At 71.1% G+C, this 20,149-nt stretch carries 18 protein-coding genes; 8 read left to right on the top strand and 10 right to left on the bottom strand.

From position 1 onward, the window contains the following. Positions 1–24: 24 nt before the first annotated feature. Positions 25–1,497, bottom strand: coding sequence for an aminopeptidase P family protein (locus P3T41_RS22245; protein WP_280691751.1), 1,473 nt, complete (start codon positions 1,495–1,497; stop codon positions 25–27). 376 nt (positions 1,498–1,873) lie between these two features. Then, complete coding sequence (locus P3T41_RS22240) at positions 1,874–2,293, bottom strand: hypothetical protein (RefSeq protein ID WP_280691750.1); 420 nt, start codon at positions 2,291–2,293, stop codon at positions 1,874–1,876. On the opposite strand from P3T41_RS22240, the gene P3T41_RS22235 reads away from it, so the two are divergent. Next, the gene (locus P3T41_RS22235) at positions 2,265–3,029 is read left to right on the top strand and encodes a hypothetical protein (protein WP_280691749.1); all 765 of its coding nucleotides are present in this window, start codon (positions 2,265–2,267) and stop codon (positions 3,027–3,029) included. The two genes, P3T41_RS22240 and P3T41_RS22235, sit on opposite strands and share 29 nt — an antisense overlap. A gap of 29 nt (positions 3,030–3,058) precedes the next feature. Here P3T41_RS22235 and P3T41_RS22230 read toward each other — a convergent pair whose 3' ends face one another. After that, positions 3,059–3,664 carry a hypothetical protein gene (locus P3T41_RS22230; RefSeq protein ID WP_280691748.1) on the bottom strand — a complete coding sequence of 202 codons (606 nt, stop codon included), beginning with the start codon at positions 3,662–3,664 and terminating at the stop codon, positions 3,059–3,061. Between the two features lie 407 nt (positions 3,665–4,071). On the opposite strand from P3T41_RS22230, the gene P3T41_RS22225 reads away from it, so the two are divergent. Both P3T41_RS22225 and P3T41_RS22220 read left to right on the top strand, forming a co-directional pair. After that, positions 4,072–6,186, top strand: coding sequence for a right-handed parallel beta-helix repeat-containing protein (locus tag P3T41_RS22225; RefSeq protein ID WP_280691747.1), 2,115 nt, complete (start codon positions 4,072–4,074; stop codon positions 6,184–6,186). Positions 6,187–6,384: 198 nt separating this feature from the next. Then, positions 6,385–7,404: an aldo/keto reductase gene (locus P3T41_RS22220; protein WP_280691746.1), complete on the top strand. Its 1,020-nt coding sequence runs from the start codon at positions 6,385–6,387 to the stop codon at positions 7,402–7,404. Between the two features lie 73 nt (positions 7,405–7,477). On the opposite strand, the gene P3T41_RS22215 is transcribed toward P3T41_RS22220, so the two are convergent. Beyond that, positions 7,478–7,894: an ester cyclase gene (locus P3T41_RS22215; protein ID WP_280691745.1), complete on the bottom strand. Its 417-nt coding sequence runs from the start codon at positions 7,892–7,894 to the stop codon at positions 7,478–7,480. 120 nt (positions 7,895–8,014) lie between these two features. Beyond that, on the bottom strand, positions 8,015–9,022 hold the full coding sequence (locus P3T41_RS22210; protein WP_280691744.1) for a helix-turn-helix domain-containing protein: 1,008 nt from the start codon (positions 9,020–9,022) through the stop codon (positions 8,015–8,017). 266 nt (positions 9,023–9,288) lie between these two features. Here P3T41_RS22210 and P3T41_RS22205 point away from each other — a divergent pair, with 266 nt between their 5' ends. The 3 genes from P3T41_RS22205 (at position 9,289) to P3T41_RS22195 (ending at position 12,297) form a co-directional block, all read left to right on the top strand. Continuing rightward, on the top strand, positions 9,289–9,768 hold the full coding sequence (locus P3T41_RS22205) for a cupin domain-containing protein (RefSeq protein WP_280691743.1): 480 nt from the start codon (positions 9,289–9,291) through the stop codon (positions 9,766–9,768). An 80-nt stretch (positions 9,769–9,848) separates the two neighbouring features. Beyond that, entirely contained in the window at positions 9,849–10,634 is a 786-nt protein-coding gene (locus P3T41_RS22200) for an alpha/beta hydrolase (RefSeq protein WP_280691742.1), read from the top strand. A 73-nt stretch (positions 10,635–10,707) separates the two neighbouring features. Further along, positions 10,708–12,297 (top strand): MFS transporter, encoded by a 1,590-nt coding sequence (locus tag P3T41_RS22195; RefSeq protein ID WP_280691741.1) that lies wholly within the window; start codon positions 10,708–10,710, stop codon positions 12,295–12,297. Here P3T41_RS22195 and P3T41_RS22190 read toward each other — a convergent pair. Genes P3T41_RS22190 through P3T41_RS22175 form a run of 4 tightly spaced genes read right to left on the bottom strand, consistent with a single transcriptional unit; the run spans position 12,240 to position 16,333 of the window. Next, entirely contained in the window at positions 12,240–13,517 is a 1,278-nt protein-coding gene (locus P3T41_RS22190) for an ABC transporter permease (protein WP_280691740.1), read from the bottom strand. The genes P3T41_RS22195 and P3T41_RS22190 overlap by 58 nt on opposite strands. Then, positions 13,514–14,200: an ABC transporter ATP-binding protein gene (locus tag P3T41_RS22185; protein WP_280691739.1), complete on the bottom strand. Its 687-nt coding sequence runs from the start codon at positions 14,198–14,200 to the stop codon at positions 13,514–13,516. Before P3T41_RS22185 ends, P3T41_RS22190 begins: the two co-directional genes overlap by 4 nt. After that, positions 14,197–15,621 (bottom strand): peptidoglycan-binding protein, encoded by a 1,425-nt coding sequence (locus tag P3T41_RS22180; protein WP_280691738.1) that lies wholly within the window; start codon positions 15,619–15,621, stop codon positions 14,197–14,199. The genes P3T41_RS22185 and P3T41_RS22180 overlap by 4 nt, the downstream gene beginning before the upstream one ends. Next, positions 15,605–16,333: a hypothetical protein gene (locus tag P3T41_RS22175; protein ID WP_280691737.1), complete on the bottom strand. Its 729-nt coding sequence runs from the start codon at positions 16,331–16,333 to the stop codon at positions 15,605–15,607. Before P3T41_RS22175 ends, P3T41_RS22180 begins: the two co-directional genes overlap by 17 nt. A 113-nt stretch (positions 16,334–16,446) precedes the next feature. Here P3T41_RS22175 and P3T41_RS22170 point away from each other — a divergent pair, with 113 nt between their 5' ends. After that, positions 16,447–17,163, top strand: coding sequence for a response regulator transcription factor (locus P3T41_RS22170; RefSeq protein ID WP_280691736.1), 717 nt, complete (start codon positions 16,447–16,449; stop codon positions 17,161–17,163). Then, entirely contained in the window at positions 17,153–19,105 is a 1,953-nt protein-coding gene (locus P3T41_RS22165; protein ID WP_280691735.1) for a HAMP domain-containing sensor histidine kinase, read from the top strand. The genes P3T41_RS22170 and P3T41_RS22165 overlap by 11 nt, the downstream gene beginning before the upstream one ends. Positions 19,106–19,537: 432 nt before the next feature. Here P3T41_RS22165 and P3T41_RS22160 read toward each other — a convergent pair whose 3' ends face one another. Beyond that, positions 19,538–19,789 (bottom strand): hypothetical protein, encoded by a 252-nt coding sequence (locus P3T41_RS22160; RefSeq protein WP_280691734.1) that lies wholly within the window; start codon positions 19,787–19,789, stop codon positions 19,538–19,540. Positions 19,790–20,149: the final 360 nt, after the last annotated feature.

Below are 20,149 nucleotides of genomic sequence, written 5' to 3'. Positions count from 1 at the left end.
AGGTCCGGTCAGCGGCAGGCGCCATCAGCCCCGCAGTCGGGACATCCAGGCCTCCACGTCGTCCGCCGTCCGGGGCAGCGCGGCCGAGAGGTTCTCGTTGCCGGCGGCGGTGACCAGGATGTCGTCCTCGATCCGGACGCCGATGCCGCGGTACTCCGCGGGCACGGTCAGGTCGTCGGCCTGGAAGTACATCCCCGGCTCGACGGTGAGCACCATCCCGGGCTCCAGCGTGCCGTCGACGTAGAGCTCGGTGCGGGCCACGGCGCAGTCGTGGACGTCCAGACCGATCATGTGACCGGTGCCGGCCAGGGTCCAGCGACGGTGCAGGCCGAGCTCGAAGACCTCGTCCACCGACCGGTCGCCGAGCAGACCCCAGGAGACCAGGTGCTCGGCGAGGGTCCGCTGCGCGGCGTGGTGGAAGTCCCGGTACCCGGCGCCGGGCTTGACCGCGGCGATGCCGGCCTCCTGCGCCGCGAACACCGCGTCGTAGACCTTGCGCTGGATCGGGGTGAAGCGGCCGCTGACGGGCACCGTACGGGTCACGTCGGAGGTGTAGAGGTTGTTGGTCTCCACGCCGGCATCCAGCAGCAGCAGATCACCGGGACGGGCCTGGCCGTCGTTGCGCACCCAGTGCAGCGTCGTGGCGTGCGGCCCCGCGGCGCAGACCGTCGTGTAGCCCACGTCGTTGCCCTCGATCCGCGCGCGCAGGAAGAACGTGCCCTCGATGACCCGCTCGCCGGTCGGCGTGTCCGTCCCGAGGACGCGGACCACGTCCTCGAAGCCGCGGGCGGTGGCCGCGCACGCGAAGCGCAGGTCGGCGATCTCGAACTCGTCCTTGACCAGGCGCATTTCGGAGAGGAAGACGCGCAACTCCTCGTCGCGCTCGGCGGTCACCGCACCCCGCAGGGCGGCCTCGACGGCCGCATCCTGCCCGCGCAGCACGCGGACCGGGCCGGCGACCGCGCCGAGCCGCTCGACCAGCGTGCGGACGTCACGGCAGGGCAGGCCGAGCAGCCGTTCGTTCTCGGTGAGACTGTTGCGCCGGCCGTCCCAGAGCTCGCCGTGGTAGTCGAGCCAGAACTCGCCGTTCTCCCGGTCGGACCGGGGCAGCAGGTAGGCGATCGCCTGGTGCCCGCCGTCCGGCCCCGGCTCCAACACCACGACGGCGTCCTCGGACTGATCACCCGTCAGATACACGTACTCGGAGGACGGCCGGAACGGGTAGTCCGTGTCGTTGGAGCGGACCTTCGGGTTGCCGGACGGGATCACCAGCAGCTCGCCGGGGAAGCGGGCGGACAGCTCGGCCCGCCGGCGCGCGGTGTGCGCGGCCTGCGGGATCGGCTCCAGATCGTGCAGCTCGGTGTCGGCCCAGCCCTGCTTCATGTGCTCGGCGAGCTCGTCGCTCACTCCCGGGAGCACGCCGTTCTTCCGCTTCTTGCGCTCGCTCACGGGGGCCTCGGGCTGCCGGCTCTCGGATGTCCGCTCGGTCACAACCATCTCCTGAATCGAATGAATCGAATCGGTCCAAGCTGCCTTTCGCGCGATCGGCATCGCCGCCTCGCCCGCTGGCGCAATCCGTACGGTATACCGAACACAGGCAGGGAGAAAGAGGTATCGACTCGCCTTCCGTGAGGTTTCAGCCGCCTCAACGTTTGGTTTAACGAACCCCGGCATGCCGTGTGCTCGTCCGGGAACCGGCCCAGCCGGCGACCATCGATCGGCCACCAATCGCGGTTGCACACCTGTGACAGGAGGCAGACGCTTCCCGGACCCCCGTTCGACAGAGTTCTCCTATCGCACAGAGCAGCGAGCCACCGAACGGGCACGGACGCCGGCAGGGGAGGCAAGGCTCCGGCGAGACCCACAGACCGCCTCACAGTTCCTCGGGGGGAACCGTCATGTCCGCTCGCGCCCGCCGCCACGCCGCCGCCGTCAGCCTCACCGTCGCCGTCACCACCGGGACGGCCCTGCTGCTCACCTCCTGCGGCCCGTCGACCACCTCCACTGCTGCCAACTCCGCTTCGCCGAGCGCCGTTTCGACCCCGTCCCCGTCCTCGACGCAGTCCGCCGCTCCCACGACCGGCACGCCGAGCGCCTCGCCCACCGCGGCCGCCGGCACGCCGACGCAGTCGTCCGGCCCGGTGCCGAGCCGGTCGGCATCCGCCACGCCGTCGAGCGCGCCGGCGACCGGCAACTCGCCGACGCCGCTGAACGGCACCGCCCGCAACGGCCTGACCATCAGCAACGGCAGCCGGTACGTCGTGATGAACGGCACCACGGTCGACTTCGGCACCGCGGTCCGTGACCTGGTCTGGTCCCCCGACGGCCACAAGGCCGCGTTCGTCGACGGCGCGGGCGACCTGGCCGTCGCCAACCCGGACGGCAGCGGGCGGGTGACCGTCGCCAAGCACCCGGCCGGTGAGACCTGGTCGCACCCCGCCTGGCAGGTCGCGGCGGCCTCGCCGCAGGGCTACTACCCGGTCAAGGACAACCTGTTCTTCGTCGCGGCCAGGAACGGCGTCTCCCAGCTGGAGAAGGTGCCCGCCACCGCGGTCGACGGCACGCCGCAGCAGTTGGGTCTCGGCGGCTACTCGGGCGACGACACCCAGCCGAACCCGGAGACCGGCAACCTGTGGCCGAACGGCGGCGGCCCCTACGGCAGCTCCGTCTACGCGAACAGCGACACCGGCGAGGTCTTCATCCGCGACGAGTCCCTGCGCCAGCAGGGCGGCCCGGTGACCAAGGGTTCGGAGCCCGCGCTGTCGCCGGACGGCGAGCAGATCGTCTTCGTCCGCTCGGTGGACGGGCACGACCACCTCTTCGAGAGCGCCAACAGCGGCGCCACCGCCACCGCCAAGGACCTCACCCCGCACGCCACCACCGACTACACCGAGCCGGCCTGGTCCCCGAGCGGCACCACCATCGCCGCCCGGACCGCGAACGGCATCGTCACCCTCCCCGCGAACGGCTCCGCCGCGCCGACCCTGATCTCCGGCTACCAGGGCCTGCCCGCCTACCGTCACAGCTGAGGCCCAAGCCGCCTCGCCCGTGGGCCCGTTCAGCCGGCCGGCTGAGCGGGCCCGCAGCCGTTCCGGGCCAACTCGGCCCGCAGCTCCGCCAGATGCGCGTCCGCGTTGTCGTGCGGCAGGTACTCGACCACGTCGAAGAAGCGGAACATCACCTTCGTCCCGGTCACCGCGAACTCGTAGTCACCGAACCCCACCACCGCACCGAGCGCGCCCCGGACCGCCCCACGGACCACATGCTCCGTCAACTCGTCCGGCCGCTCGGCCCCCAGGCCCCGCCGCGCGTTCGGCCTGGCCAGATACGGGCACACCATCGACGCGTACAACATGCACGCACGGTGCCCCGGACCCTCCAACGTCGGCGCCAGGTTGCGGTACGGCCGCCCGGCCGCCAGCGCCTCCCCGATCGCGGCACTCTCACTGGCCCCGACCACCCGCCACACCGGCCCGCGCGGCATCAGCGCGTTGCACACCGAACACAGCCGCTCCCGAGCGCACTCGGCACTGCGGCCGTAGTCGGTCAGCGCGAACTGCGGCTGCCCGTCCTCCCACGGAGTGATGGCAGGCACCGGATAGCCGCGCTCATCCCGCGGTCGGTCCTGGACGGCGAGCGGCATGGGCACGAGGTCGAAGCGCACACTCCCATACCTACCAGCCCCCGGCACGGCGCGTCAGCCAGGGTGCCCGGTCCCACGAAACACCCAGCGCGGCTCCGCTGACGAATCTGGCTCGCCGCCCTGCGAACCCCTGTGCGAGAATCCGTTCGCCCTTCGCCGAAGGCGGATTCCCGACGGTCGAAGGCCCGCCGCTCTGAACGGCTCCAACTTCGCTTTTCCCTGGGGGCATCATCAAGAACCGCATTGCCGCACTGCTCGGGACCGCACTGCTCGGGATAGCCGTTGTCCCGGCCCTGAGCTCGACCAGCGCCGTCGCCGACGCGACCACCCTCTACGTCAACAACGCGGCCGGGGCCCACTGCTCGGACGCCGGCACCGGCACCCAGGCGGCGCCGTTCTGCCGTATCGCGGCCGCCGCCGCGGTGGTCATGCCGGGTCAGACGGTGGAGATCGCCGCAGGCAGCTACAACGACACCGCGCTGACCCTCACCCGTTCCGGCACGGCGACGGCTCCGATCACCTTCCGGGGCCCGGACCCGGGCCCCGGCCTGCAGGGGGCGCGCGCCTCGTTCACCGGTGGCGCGCCGAACTCCCCGGACTTCGGCCTGGTCATCAAGGGTGCCCAACACCTCCGGATCCAGAACCTCGTCGTCTCCTCCAACCAGAAGCAGTCCATCGTGGTGGACAACGCGCAGGACGTCTCGATCACCGGCGTCCAGGCGTGGGGCGGCGGCGTCCACGTCACCGACAACTCCAGCGGTGTCTTCTTCGGCCACGGGCAGTTCGGCTACGCGGCCGGTCCGCTGATCCAGGTCGACGGCGGCTCGACCGGGACGGTCGTGTCCACGAACATGGTGCAGCCGAACAGCACGACCGACCAGACCGGCATCCAGGTGTCCAACGCACCGGGCACCGTGGTCGTCAGCAACACCCTCCTCACCGGCTGCTCGGCCGGCATCGTCCTGAGCGGTGGTTCAACGGACGCCGTCCTCGAGAACAACGTGGTCGACACCTCGGCCAGCAGCGGCAAGCCCTGCCCGGCCGGTTCCTCGGACACCGGAATCTCGGTCTCCCCGGACTCCGTCACGGGCACCAAGGAGGACTACGACACCGTCTCGCCGATGAGCGGCGGTCCGGCCTACAACTGGGGCGGCACGACGTACACCGCCCAGCAGGACTTCACCACGGCGACCGGCCAGGGTTCGCACGACTACGTGTCGGACCCGAACAAGGTGTGGCAGCACGGTCCGAACGACTCGCTCTCGCCGATCGTCGACTCCGCCGACGAGAACGCCCCCGGCATGATGAGCACCGACGCCTGGGAGTGGCCGCCGGTGGACGACCCGGCGGTGCCCAACACCGGCACCGGTAGCGGCTACCGTGACCGTGGCGCGCAGGAGTTCCAGGGCTTCGGCAGCGCGTTCACCCCGGCCGGTCCGACCCGCCTGCTGGACACCCGGGTCCCGATCGGCGTCCCGAACGCCACCGCCGTCCCCGCCTGGGGCACCGTCGACCTCCCGGTCACCGGCATCGCCGGCGTCCCGGCCACCGGCGTCACCGCGGTGACCATGAACGTCACCGTGACCGAACCGGGTGCCGACGGCCACCTGACGGTCTACCCCCACGGTGACCCCCTGCCGCAGGCGTCGAACCTCAACTGGACCGCCGGCGAGACGATCCCCAACCTGGTGACCGTCCCGGTGAAGGACGGCAAGGTCTCGTTCTACAACGCCTCCGGCGGCACCGTGCAGCTGGTCGCCGACCTCGCCGGCTACTACAGCACGACCGGCAGCCTGTTCACCTCGGCCGGTCCCACCCGCCTGCTGGACACCCGGGTCCCGATCGGCGTCCCGAACGCCACCGCCGTCCCCGCCTGGGGCACCGTCGACCTCCCGGTCACCGGCATCGCCGGCGTCCCGGCCACCGGCGTCACCGCGGTGACCATGAACGTCACCGTGACCGAACCGGGTGCCGATGGCCACCTGACGGTCTACCCGCACGGGAACGCGGCACCCGACGCGTCCAACCTCAACTGGACCGCCGGCGAGACGATCCCCAACCTGGTGACCGTCCCGGTGAAGGACGGCAAGGTCTCGTTCTACAACGCCTCCGGCGGCACCGTGCACCTGATCGCCGACCTCGCCGGCTACTACAGCACGACGGGACGCAATACGTACCAGCCCAGCGGGCCGGCGCGTCTGATGGACACCCGGCAGACCACGTATTTCGAGGACGGCTCGAACCGGCCGGCCGGTGCTGTCCCGGCCTGGGGCACGCTCGACATCTCGACGGCGGAACTCCCGCCCAACGCGACGTCGGTCACGCTGAACGTCACCGTGACCGAGCCGGGTGCCGACGGCCACCTGACGGTCTACCCGCACGGGGACGCCGCACCGGACGCCTCGAACCTCAACTGGACCGCCGGCGAGACGATCCCCAACCAGGTCGTCGTCCCGGTCAAGGACGGCAAGGTCTCGTTCTACAACGCCTCCGGCGCCGGCGTTCAGCTGGTGGTGGACCTCTTCGGCTACCAGGCCTACTGACGGTCTCAGCCCCATCGTCGGCCCCGGTCCGCGCCCTTCGTGCGCGGACCGGGGCCGACGTCGTTCGCAGTGACCATCATGCACCCGGGCCCGCCTCCACGTTTTCCGCCTTGCGATGCGGAACGGCGTTCCGTATCGTAAGTGGAGCAACGTTCCGCTTGTGCGGGATGTCAGGGCAGTGACTGGAGGAACACGGTCATGCAGTACCGCACTTTGGGCCGCACCGGTGTGCAGGTCAGCTCGCTCGCGCTCGGCGCGATGAACTTCGGCAGGATCGGACAGACCACCCGGGACGAGGTCACCGCCATCGTCGACGCCGCCCTCACGGCCGGGATCAACCTCATCGACACCGCCGACATGTACAGCGGCGGGGAGTCGGAGGAGATGGTCGGCAAGGCCATCGCCGGACGCCGCGACGACATCGTGCTGGCCACGAAGGCGGGCCTGCCGATGGGCGAGGAGCGCAACCACCGGGGCGGTTCGCGCCGCTGGCTGGTCACCGCGCTGGACGACAGTCTGCGCCGGCTCGGCGTCGAGCACGTCGATCTCTACCAGGTCCACCGGTGGGACCCCAGCACCGGCGACGAGGAGACGCTGTCGGCGCTGACCGACCTGCAGCGCGCGGGAAAGATCCGGCACTTCGGCTCCTCGACCTTCCCGGCCTACCGCATCGTGCAGGCCCAGTGGGCCGCCCGTGAGCACCACCTGAGCCGTTACGTCACCGAGCAGCCCAGCTACTCGATCCTGCAGCGCGGAGTCGAGACCCACGTGCTGCCCGTGACCGAGGAGTACGGGCTCGGCGTGCTGGTGTGGAGCCCGTTGGGCTCGGGCTGGCTGTCGGGCGCGGTCCGCGCGGGCCGCGAGATCACCACCAACCGCTCGGCCATGATGCCGCAGCGCTTCGACACCGCCGTCCCCGCCAACCGGGCCAGGCTCGACGCGGTCGAGCAGCTGGCCAAGGTCGCCGACCAGGCCGGCCTGACGATGATCCAGCTCGCGCTCGGATTCGTCACCGCGCACCCCGCCGTGACCAGCGCGCTCATCGGTCCCCGCACGCTGGAGCACCTGCACGCGCAACTCGCCGCCGCGGACACCGTGCTGGGCGCCGATGTGCTCGACGCCATCGACGCGATCGTCGCCCCCGGAACCGACCTCGCCGCACACGAGAAGCTCGACACCCCGCCCGCCCTGCTCGACCCGTCGCTGCGGCGCCGCTGACGCCCCCCGAGTCCCCCGAGTCCCGCACGGCATCCGTGCGGGACTCGCCCGCTTTCCACGGCCGGACAAGGTCCTAGGGCAGGGCGCCGGTCTGGCGCAGCAGGCTGACCCCGTCGGCGACGGCCCAGTGCTCGACCCACTGCCCGTCCTGGTGGCGAAGGATGTCCATCACCCTGAACTCGACCTGGCGGTCGGACGGCGGGACGCCGAACCACGATCCGGTGTGCCTGCCGCGGAACACCTTGTGGGTGGCCACCAGGTCCCCGTCCGCGACGCAGTGCAGGATCTCGACGCGCAGGTCGGAGAAGGCCTCGTGCAGGGCTGTCATGAGCTCCCGCACCGCCGCCCGGTCATCGCGCTGCCCCGGCGCCGCCGTGCGGTTGCGGAAGTCGGGGTGGAAGAGATCGTCGATCAGCTCGAACCGTCCCCGCTCCTGCACCTGCTCGACGAAGAACCGCATCCGGTCCTCCGCTGATCGCTGTCCGGTCATCGCGCACCACCCGTTCCGTCTCGGTGAATTCGCACGGTCGCCCATGCTCTGCCGTCCGCTGCGAGCATCTGCCGTGCGGCGGCGCCGGGTCCACCGGCTTGCGGTAACTGCAAAAAGTGGTCAGCCGCCCGTCCCGGCTCGGTTCCGCGCCGGGACGGCCGAGCGGGCGTACTCGGTGGGTGTCCGGCCGTAGTGCTTCTTGAAGGCTCGGATGAAGTGGCTGCTGTCGGCGAACTGCCAGTGCGCGGCGAGCTCCGAGACGCTCAGTCGCCCGGAGGGTGCGGTGAGGGCCAATCGGGCTTCTTCCAGCCGCCGCTGGCGGATGTACGCGGTCACCGACTCCCCCGCCGCGGCGAACGCCCGCTGCAGGTTGCGGACGGAGACGTTGAGTTCACGGGCCAGCATCGTCCCGGAGAGCTCGGGGTCGGCCAGGTGACTGTCCGCCAGGTCCTTCGCGGCCTGAGCGAGCGCGGGAGCCAGCCGGGGTTCCGCGTCGTCGACCCGGCACCTCGCCACCGACTTGGCCAGTTCGATCAGCGTGTTGTGGGCGGCCTGCACTCCGGCCGGCCCGAGGTCGGCGACGGTTTCGTAGATCATGTTCGAGTGGGCCACCAGCAGCCGCACCTCCGCGCTGTCGGCCGGCCCGCTGACGCTCTGCCGTGCCCCGAGCAGCGGTGTCAGCATGGCGGCGGGCAGCACCAGGACCTTCGCCGTCGTGTCCGGCACCGTCTCGAAGTGCAGCGGCCGTCCGATGTGGCGGATGAGGAACTGCCCGGCCCGCACGGTCTGTTCGCCGCGCGCGAGCGGAGCGCCCAAGGTCCAGGAGCCGCGCTGCACGACGTACATCCGCACCTGGTCCTCGACGCCGTTCAGCGGGCCCTCGGTCCGGATGGCCGAGTCGCCGTGGAGATCGGTGATGGCCACGTCGCCCACCTTGGTGGCGCGGCTCTTGACCCGGAAGTCACGGGTCGTGGCCGCGCTGAAGGTCGGCAACGGGAAGCCGTCACCGATCTCCGTCTCCCAGCCGCTGCGGAAGGCGTCGAATGCGCGCGGCGCGGTGTCCGGGGCTGCGGAATCCCCGCCGACCCTCCCGCCCGGCGCGTCGGTCTCCACTCCCGTGCTGGTCATCGACGGCCGTCCCCCTTCATCCCTCCGCCGCTGCCTGGAGCCGCTGCCTGGCGCCGATGTTCTGCCTGGCTGGCGCTGTGGTCCAAGCCCGTGCTGTGCCGATGTTCCTAGGCTTCGAATGCGGGGGCAACCCCTCAACCCGGCCCGGCGGGACGCTCGGCAGCCGGTTCCTGCGCGGGTGTGCTTGCGCAAATCCACAGGAGTGCTCCACACTGATGAGAGTCAACTCTCACCATGAGAGCTAGCAATCCCAATTGGAGAGTCACATGACAGACGTCTCGGTCGTGGGTCCGGACGACGGCGAGTCGATCCAGCTCGGCCCCACCCGCATCCGGATCCTGGAGGACGGCTCGACCACCGGGCACCGGCTCGGGGTCGGTGAGATCACCATCGCGCCGCGCACCGACGGGCCCCCGCAGCACCGCCACGCCCGGCACGACGAGGGCTTCTACGTCGTCTCCGGCACCGCGCGGTTCACCGTCGGCGAGACCACCTACGACGCACCCGCCGGGACGCTGGTCATGGTCCCGCCGGGAGCGCCGCACACCTTCGCCAACCCGACCGACGAGCCGACGGTCATGCTCAACACCTTCACCCCCGACCTCTACGTCGAGTACTTCCGGGACCTGCGCGACATGATCGCCGGCGGCCGGCCGCTGACGCCCGAGGCCACGATCCAGGCGATGAGCCGCTACGCCACCGAGCCGGCCACCGACTTCGCCCAGGACCCGCATCCGCATCCGTAGTTGGGTGCCACCGGCTCACCCCGGGGCCGACCGTTCGGCGCCCGGCATCAGCAACGAACAGAACGAACAAGGAGACAGACATGATCACCGTCACCCATCGCGTGAACCTGCCCGGAACGGGCCCGGTCGAGGTGCCGATCGCCGAGTACGGATCCGGACAGCCGTTCCTGCTGCTGCACGGCGGGGCCGGACCGGCGTCGGTCACCGGCTTCGCCGAGAAGTTCGCCGCCGCGCACCAGGTGCGCGTGCTCGTCCCGGCCCACCCCGGGTTCGGCGGCACCGCGCGCCCCGAGAAGCTGGACTCCGTCGCCGGCCTGGCCCCGCTCTACCAGGCGCTGCTCGACGAGTTGGCGCTGAGCGACGTCACCGTCATCGGCAATTCGATCGGCGGCTGGATCGCCGCCGAGATCGCCTTGTTGAAGTCGCCGCGGGTGAGCGGCATCGTCCTGATCGACGCGGTCGGGATCGAGGTCCCCGGCCACCCGGTCGCCGACTTCTTCTCCCTGAGCATGGATCAGGTCTTCCAGCTCACCTTCCACAACCCCGAGCCCTTCCGCATCGACCCCACGGCCCTGCCCCCCGCGGCACAGGCGATCGCCGCGGGTAACCGGGCCGCGATCGCCGTCTACGCGGGGGCCGCCATGGCCGATCCCACCCTTCGCGAGCGTCTCGGGTCGCTGGAGATCCCGACCCTGGTGCTGTGGGGGGAGAGCGACGGGATCGTGGACGTCGCCTACGGGCGCGCCTACGCCGCCGCGATCCCCATGGCCCGCTTCCAGCTGCTCCCCGAGACCGGCCACGCCCCGCAGCAGGAGACCCCCGACCAGGTCATCCGGGCGATCTGGGAGCGCCCGGCGTCCGCGTAGAGCTGTAGTCCGGCATCCCTCGGCCCTGCTGCCCCTGCTGCACCCGCTGCACCCGCGATCCAGGAGGATGGACATGACGACGCACAAGACCCCGACGGACGGCGGCCGTCGGCGGGCAGGGCTCGTGCTGGCGGTGTGCTGCCTGAGCCTGCTGATCACCGCCTTGGACACCACCGCCGTCAACGTGGCCCTGCCCGCCGTCGGCCGCGATCTGCACGCCCCGGTCAGCGGCCTTCAGTGGACCGTCGACGGCTACACCCTGGCGGTCGCCGCCTTCATGTTGCTGGCCGGATCCACCGCCGACCGGATCGGGCGGCGCCGGGTGTTCCAGGCCGGGCTGGCCCTGTTCACCGCCGGCTCACTGGCCTGCTCCCTGGCCCCGAGTCTGGGTTGGCTGATCGCCTTCCGCATTGCCCAGGGCCTGGGCGCCAGCATGCTCAACCCGGTCGCCCTGTCGATCATCACCCACGCCTTCCCCGATCCCCGCGAGCGCGCCCGCGCGATCGGGCTCTGGGGCACCACGGTCGGCCTCTCCCTGGCCGCCGGCCCGGTGGTCGGCGGCCTGCTGGTCGCCTCGGCCGGCTGGCGCTCGATCTTCTGGATCAACCTCCCGGTCGGCCTGGCCGCCCTGGTACTCGCCGCGGTGTTCGTCCCCGAATCCAGAGCCGCGACGCCACGACGCCCCGACCCGGTCGGTCAGGTGCTCGTCGTCACCATCCTCACCTCGCTGATCTTCGCGATCATCGAGGGCTCCCGCCAGGGCTACGGCAGCACCCCCATCATCGCCCTGTTCACCCTGGCCGCGGCCGCGACCGCGGCCCTGCCCGGTTACGAACGACGCCGCGAACAACCGCTGATCGACCCGGTGTTCTTCCGCTCGCTCCCGTTCACCGGCTCCTTCGTCGCCGCCGTCACGGCGTTCCTCGTCCTGTCCGGCTTCCTGTTCCTCAACACCCTGTACCTGCAGGACGTGCGCGGCTACAGCGCCCTGCACGCCGGCCTGCTGACGGTCCCCCTGGCCGCCGGCACCGCGATCGCCTCACCCCTGTCCGGCCGCCTGACCGCCGCCCGCGGCCCACGCCCGCCCCTGGTCGCCGCCGGCCTGCTGATCGCCGCGGCCGCACTGACGCTGACCACCCTCACCGCGACCACGCCATGGACGGTCCTGCTCACCGCCTACGTCCTGCTGGGCATCGGATTCGGCCTCGTCAACGCCCCGATCACCAGCACCGCCGTGGCCGGCATGCCCCGCGCCCAGGCCGGCGTGTCCGCCGCGATCACCACCACCGGCCGCCAGGTCGGCAACAACCTCGGCGTCGCCGTCCTGGGCTCCATCGTCACCACACGCACCCGAACTCCCGGGCACTCCGAACTCGCCGCCGCCAGCCACCCGGCCTGGTGGATCCTGGCCACCAGCGGCCTGCTGATCACGGCGATCGGCCTGGCCACCACCACCCGCCACGCCACCACCACCGCCGCCCGGGTCGCCGCACACTTCCCGACCGATGCCACGCCCGATGTCACGCCCGATTCCACGACCGATCCCACGACCGATCCCACGACCGATCCCACGACCGCGCCGAGCAGCAGGGGCGGTTCGGGGGTTCAGGTCGAAGCCAGGGCCTCGGTAGGGGTGAGTCGTGCGGCGCGGATCGACGGGTAGACGCCCGCCACGATGCCGACCACGACCGCCCCGCCGATGCCGCCGAGCAGCACTTGGAGCGGGATGACCAGCGGCCAGCCCTGTGAAGTGGCGTAGCCGAAGGTCACGAGGGCGCCGATGACAGTGCCGGCGATACCGCCGAGCCCGGACAGCGCCACCGACTCGGCGAGGAACTGGCCACGGATCTGCCCTCGGTTGGCTCCCAGTGCCCGGCGCAGTCCGATCTCCTTGCGCCGCTCCAGCACCGAGATGACCATGGTGTTGGCCACGCCGATACCCCCGACCAGCAGGGCCACGCCCGCGAGGCCGAGGAACAGGGCGGAGAAGGCGGTCTGGGTATCCCGTTTCGCGGCCAGCGCGTCGGAGGGCCGGCTGATCTGCACCAGGCCCGGCTCCTGCGGATCGATGGTGGCGGGCATCACCGCGCGCACCGCTTCGATCTGTGACTCCTGGGACTGGACGTAGATCACGGTGGGGTCGCCGTTGAAACGCAGCTGGGTCTTCGCGGCGTCCCAGCCGACCAGTACCGAATGGTCGATGTCCGGCGCCAGTGGCACCGGGGCGAGGATGCCGATGACGGTGAACCAGTGGCTGTCGATGTAGACCTGTGGGCCGGGCCCACCGGGTGGCAGCGTGGTGATGCCGAGTCGGGTCGCGGCCGCGGAGCCCAGCACCGTGGTGGGGAAGCCCTCGGTGGCCGCGTCGAGGAAGCGGCCCGACTGGACTCTGCCGTTGACCGCCTGCAGCAGGTTCAGTTTGGCGGCCAGGACGGCGAGGCCGGTGTCGTCGTCGGGGTCGACCTTGTCGGTGCGTGCGACGACGGTGTTGGTGTTGGCGACCGCACTGGCGACGGTCACCGGGCCGATCCGGGCGACCATGTCCGGCGATTCGGGCGGGAAGACCACCGGCGGATTCTGGCCGGGGTTGGCCGCGGCCTGCAGCATGTTGGTGCCCAGCGCCGACAGCCGTACCAGCAGGGCCTGCTGGCTGGACGCCGGAATTCCCATGACGATGATCATCGTGGCGATACCGATGGAGATGCCCAGGGCCGACAGGGCCGCGCGCGCCTTCCGAGTGCGGATGCCCAGCAGTCCGAGGCTGAGAACATCGGCCGGGGCCAACCGCACCGGCTTGGTCCGGTTCGCGACGGACCTGTGCGTGCCGGCGCCGTGCGGGCCATCGCCGTGCGGGCCGCCCCTGTGCGTGCTGCCGTTGCTCATGCGCTGACCCCGGTACGGCTGTCGGACACCAGATGCCCGTCCAGGATTTCTATCTGACGTGGCATCAGTTCTGCTATGCCTCGGTCGTGGGTGATGATCGCGATGGTGGTTCCCTCGTCGTTCAGCTTGGTCAGCAGCGCCAGGACCGCTCTGCCGTTGGCCGTGTCCAGGGCGCCGGTAGGCTCGTCCGCGAGCACCAGGGCAGGCTCGTTGACCAGCGCCCGGGCGATCGCCACCCGCTGCCGCTCGCCGCCGGAGAGCTGGTGCGGCTGGTGCCCGACGCGGTGTGCCAGACCGACCCGGCCCAGCGCTTCCAGCGCCAGCGGGCCCCGTCGGCGGCGTGGCACTCCGGCGTAGAGCAGCCCGGTGGCGACGTTCTCCACGGCGCTGAGTCCGTCCGTGAGGTGGAACTGCTGGAACACGAAGCCCAGCCAGCGTCCGCGCAGCGCGGACAGTCGGCGGTCGGAGAGTTGTGCGATGTCGTGGCCGCCTATCTCCACCGTGCCGCTGGTCGGCCGGTCCAAGGTGCCCATGATGTTGAGCAGGGTGGACTTCCCCGAACCGGACGGTCCGAGGATGGCCAGCAGTTCGCCCTCGTCGATGGTCAGCGAGACGTCGTCCAGGGCCTTGACCCCGCCCGGATACGCCATCCCGGCCCCGCTCACCACAAGCACCGGAGTCATGCGGTGGTCACCACCTGGGTGCCCGCCGCGATGCCGTTGCCGGTGATCGCCACCATGCCCTTCGCGAACATGCCGGTCTGGACCGCCACCAGCCCGCCGCCCTGGAGTTGCACGGCGTAGCCGCCGCCGCTGAGCGCGAGGAGCGCGCCGACCGGAACGGCCAGCACTCCGGTCGCGGTCCCCGACACGAAGGCCACCTGGATGGTGGCCGAGTCGAAGCTCTTCACCGCCGAGGCGTCGTCGATGGCCACGGTCACGTTGACCGTGGGCGGGCCACCCGGCAAGGCACCCGCGCCGGTACCGGAGGTGTTTCCTTTGACGGCGGTGTCGACGCCGCCGACCGTTCCCGGCGTCGTCGAGTTGTCGGGCAGGGTGATGGTGACCTTGTCGCCCTGCTTGATCGAACCGATGTTCGCCGGATCCACCGGCACGGTCACCACCTTGTCGGTCGGCGTGACCGACATCAGTGCCTGGGTCCCCTGCTCGCCGAGCTGCGTCTGCAGGGAGCCGATCCGGATCGCGCCCGGCAGAACCACCACATCGCCGATACCGAGGCTTCCCGTCGGCTGCAGGCCGACGGCCGCCTGCCAACGCTTGACCGCGGCGATCAGGGAAGTGGTGACAACCCCGTCGCCCGATTCCACCGTGATCCTGGTCGGCGCCGCCGGTGTGCTGCCACCGGCGGTCGAGCCCGCGGCCGGCCCGCCGCTGGGCGCACTCGTGCCGCCCGCGGGCGCAGCCGCGCCCGCCCCGCCGGAGGGTGGCGTGCTGCTCCCGGCGGCCGGAGCCACTGCTCCTCCCCCGTTGCTCGGCGTAGCCGTACCGCTGCCGGACGGCTGGTCGGCTGCGGGCTGGGTGATCACGGATCCGGCCTTCGGCTGCGGACCGACGTCGTAGCCGAGGGCCTGCAGGTTGCTTGCGACCACCTGGACGTCCCGCCCCACCAGGCCTGGCTTGTCGAGGGACCGGAACAGCGGGGTTCCGCCGTAGAAGAGCGGCACCGGCTGGTCGTTCACCCGGTAGAGCTCCTGCCCCCTGGTCACGGTGGTTCCTGCGGCGGGGAGCGCGGTGATGATGCCCTGCTTGGCCCCCGTCAAGGTCTGCGGCGTGCCGAAACCCAAGGTGCCGCTGATGGTCTGACTGTTCGACAGGTCCGTCTTGACCACAGCGACCGTCCGCACCTGCACGCCGCTGCTCGCGGCTGCGTGCGGCTTGCCTCGGCCGCTCAACACCACCGCGCCGGCTGCTCCGATGCCGACTGTCACGGCAAGGGCGACGATCACGGCCACCCGCCGCCTGCGCTTTCCGCGCCGGGGTGGCTCGGTGGCGGGAACGTCGGCGATGTCGCCGACGCCCTCGATGCCGTCAGTGCCGCCGACGCCGTCGATGCCGGCCCTCGCGGCGTCAGTGCCCGCTGCCACTGAACGCCTCCATCTTGCAGGTCGATATCACCTGGTCCTGCTGCGCCTGGGGCATCGTGGGCTGCCCGTCGAAGCTCCACCCGCTGTCCCCGCTGCCCGGGGTGCCATAGGCCTTGACCTTCAGGCCCTTGCCGTTGATGCAGTTGACCCAGGCGCTGAAATCAGCGGCGTAGTTCGGGTTCTGCTTCGGATCCGTCTGCGGCGGCAGCAGTGGCATCTTGGGCAGGCAGGCCGTGCGAGCGGCCTCGGGGATGGAAACGCCCGGGGCCACTTGCTTCTCCACGGGCTGTCCGGGCATGGAGATCCCGCCCGACAATGGGACTCCGTTGGCGCCCAGGCAGTCGTTGTACGCGCCCCACAGTTGCGCATCACGCGCGGTCGTGTCGTCCAGCCGCTCCTGCGGCCGGTCGGCGGTGGACCCGGGCGCCGGGGTGCTCGGGGCCGTGCCCGTCCCGGAGGCCGCGCTCGTCCCGGGGGCCGGAGTACCGGCGGCCGCGCCCGTCGCGGGGGACGCGCCCGCGGCGGACGAACCCGGAGCCGCAGCGCTCGGGAGCGAGGCCACGGTGGAGCCTCGTGCGCTGCTCTGCGCGCCCGAACCGGCACCGCACGCCGTCAGCGCGGCCAGCGGGACCAGCAGCACGGCGGAAAGCACCGCGGCCCGGGGCATCCGGCGGTCCGGACGCTGCGAACGATCATCAGTTGACTTCGGCATGGCTGCGATGATCGCCAATGGATTTTAAGAACTTGTCAGGATGTCTTTCGATTCCGATGACGTGACGACCTGATGGAAAGTCATGCCAGAACGGTCCACCTATGATCGAAAGCGTGAGCGCATATGTCCTGGTGGCCGAGGACGACCCGAAGCAGGCCGAGCTTATCCGTCGCTATCTGGAGCAGGAGGGCCACTGCGCCGCCGTCGTCCACGACGGACGCGCGGCGATCGACGAGGTCCGGCGGCGTGAGCCGGACCTGCTGATCGTCGATGTGATGATGCCCCGGGTGGACGGCCTCGACGTGTGCCGCATCCTGCGCCGCGAGTCCGAACTCCCGATCATGGTGCTGACCGCCCGGTCCGCCGAGGACGACCTGCTGCTCGGACTCGACCTGGGCGCCGACGACTACATGACCAAACCATTCAGCCCCCGTGAACTCATGGCCCGGGTGCGCGTCCTGCTCCGGCGCTCGCAGCGGGCACAGCGCGGCGGCCCGGCCGACCCGGTGCTGCGGGTCGGCGATCTCACGGTGGACCCCGACCGCCACGAGGTCCGCGTCGCCGGCACCCCGGTGCCGTGCACGCCAGGGGAGTTCGAGTTGCTCCGCACCCTGGCCGCACACCCCGAGCAGGTCTTCAGCCGGGCCCAACTACTGGGCGGCCCCGGCGGGTTCGGCCCCTACATATCCGAGCGCACCATCGACGTACACATCATGAACCTGCGCCGGAAGATCGAACCCGACCCCCGGCACCCGGTGCGCCTGCTGACCGTCTTCGGAGTCGGCTACAAGCTCACCGACGGCACGGGCGGACGCCACCATGCGCCGTAGGGTCCCGCTGCGCAAGAGCCTGCTGGTCCGGCTGCTGGCCGCCTCGATCCTGGTCGCGGTGTGCTCGGTCGCAGCCACCGCCTGGCTGGCGGTGAACACCACTTCGCAGGAGATCCAGCAGGAACGGGTCCAGACCCTCTCCGACGACGCCGGCAGCTACGAGACCCTGCTCGGCTACGCGGCGACCCACCATGACTGGGACGGCGTCGGCCCCGTGCTGGCGGACCTGACGAAGAGGACGGGTCGTCATATCGCCCTGACCACCCAGAGCCGCCAACCCATCGGCACGCCAGTCGATTCGGGTGGCGCCGCCGCCCCGCACGCGTCGCCGGTCCCGTCCAACGTGTCGCCGGTCCCGTCCAACGTGTCGGCGGTCCCGTCCAACGTGTCGGCGGTGATCGACCCGCTCGACGTGGACCAGACGCTGGCACCGGGCGGCGGCGCCACCCGGATCGATCCGCGCGCCGTCGGGCCGTTCGCCCTCTCCGCCGATGAACTCGCCCACCTGCGCTCGCAGGCCGGCCGGACCGCCGACTGCCTGCGCACGCGCGGATTCGCCGCCGAGACCGGCACCGACCCCAGCGGCCGACCGAACGTGACCGTCGCCGGGCTCGCCCCCGACGACAGCACCGCCACCGCCTGTGCCCTTCCCCAACTGTCCGCTCCCACCCCGACCGAGCAGGCGGCTCTGAGCAGGCTCAGCGAGCTGGTCGACGCCTGCCTGTCGCCCCAGGGGCTGGGGCCGGTCAAGCTCGGAATCGGCCCCGGCGGGGTAGTACCGAAACCCCAGGTGCAGAACCCCGGATGGTCCTCCACCGGTTCCGCCACCCCGCCCGGCCCCACCGTCGCCCCTACGACCACGCCCACCCCGTTGCCGAACCCGAGTGCCGACAGCGCCGATCAGGCCGTGGCGACCTGTGTCGACGCCAGCCGCCGCCAGCAACTCGCGCCCTATGTCGCCCCCGCCGCACTGCTGTTCATCAGCGACCGCAACGGAACCACCACCACGGCCTTCCACCTGACCCGAGCCGGAATCCTGCGCATCGCCGGCGTCACCGGCCTGGTCCTGGCCCTCACCGTGGCGCTCTCAGTCCTCCTGGCCACCCGGCTGGTCCGGCCGCTGCGCGCGCTGACCGACGCCGCCCAGCACCCCACCGAACCACACGCCCGCGTCCCGGTGACCGGCAACGACGAGATCGGCTACCTGGCCGCCGCGTTCAACGACCTCTCCGAACGCCGCGAGCGGATCGAGGAGCAGCGAAAAGCGATGGTCAGCGATGTCGCGCACGAACTGCGCACGCCGCTCAGCAACATCCGAGGATGGTTGGAGGCCACCCAGGACGGTGTGGCCACCCCCGACCGGTCGTTGATGGCATCGCTGCTGGAGGAGGCGCTCCTGCTGCAACACATCATCGACGACCTGCGGGACCTGGCGGCGGCCGACGCGGACAGCTTCCGCCTGCACCGCGAGCCGATCCGGATCGCCGACCTCCTCGACCAGGTCGCCGAGGCCCACCGGGCCCGCGCCGAGGCCGCCGGCGTGCTCCTGAACGTGCTGTCCACAGACGGGGACGCCGAGTTGGTGGCCGACCCGGTGCGGCTGCGCCAGGCCGTCGGAAACCTGGTGGACAACGCCGTGCGACACACCCCGCGCGGCGGAAACGTCACGGTCGGAGCCTACCCGGCGGGCGACGAACTCATCATCGAGGTGACGGACACCGGCACGGGTATCGGCCCCGACGAGCTCCCCCATGTCTTCGACCGGTTCTGGCGCGCCGAGAAGTCCCGCAGCCGCCAGACCGGCGGCAGCGGCCTGGGCCTGGCCATCGTCCGCCAACTCGCCCACGCCCACGGCGGAACGGTGACCGCGACCAGCCGACCCGGCCACGGCGCGGTCTTCACCCTGCGGCTGCCGAGGACGGACGGAACGGACGGGGGGTGACCGGCACTGGTGCGCAAGTGTTGCGGACCCTCGAAATTGGTCCAGATAATGAAGAGGCCCCAGGCCGCTGGCCTGGGGCTTTACCTCGGAGCGGGCGACGAGAATCGAACTCGCGCTATAAGCTTGGGAATCCTTGGGCACTGGGGCCGGAAAGTCGCTCTACCCTGGGGCGATGCACCGTCAGACGGGCCCTTCGGCTATCTGCCCTGACCGACGATACCCGTCGCCCACCACCCGTTCTGGCACGGATCTGGCACGCACCGGCATCGTCCGCGTCGACGCCGCGCCGTGCCGTGCCCTCAGTCGCGTCTCGATGGTACCCACGTCCCCCAAGTCCCGCTGCCGGACCTGCACCCCTCACCTGCCGGGCTGGGCGGCCCCGGTTGGCTGGAGGCAACAAGCAGCCGAGGCTTCCCGGCCGCGGCACCAAGCTCAGCGTTCCTCCACCACCTGCTCGTTCCCCGTGACCGACCTACCGCTCCGCGCGTGGATCCTCCGTGCCCGCGGGTGCCCCTGGTGCGCGAGCGCCTCGATCACCTTGGCCACCGCGGTCCCCACCGCCTCGTGCTCCCAGACCCGTAGTGGGAGCCACCCCAGTCGGACGAGGTGCGCGTCAGTGTCCTCATCGCGGCAAAGATTGTTCTGGAGCTTGTTCCACCACCACTCCGCGTTGTGCTTCGGCATGTGCAAGTGCTCCGGGCAGGCGTGCCAGAAGCACCCCTGCACGAACACCGCAGTCCGCCAGCGCACGAACGTGACGTCCGCGCGTCGCCGCTGCTTCCCCGGAATGGGAAGGTTCACCCGCTACCGGAAGCCCAACGAGCGCAGCGCACGCCGCAGCGCGAGCTCGGGCTGGGTGTTCACACTTCTCTGCGCGAGCACGGGTGTTGGCGTCCCGTGGCGGTGGTACGCCCGCCCGGCCAACTCTGTCTCCCATGCGCTGACCAACCGCGACCCGGGGTTCTGGTCACTCCCGATTCGTCGCCCGAAGTCCCCGCACCTCAGCATCGGACTCCAGTCGACCAACCTTGAGAAGGCCTTCGC

The sequence above is a fragment of the Kitasatospora sp. GAS204B genome (assembly GCF_029892155.1).
Classification (GTDB): Bacteria; Actinomycetota; Actinomycetes; order Streptomycetales; family Streptomycetaceae; genus Kitasatospora.
The sequence above is the reverse complement of the archived record's forward strand: the minus strand, read 5'-3'. Positions and strand labels throughout refer to the sequence as shown.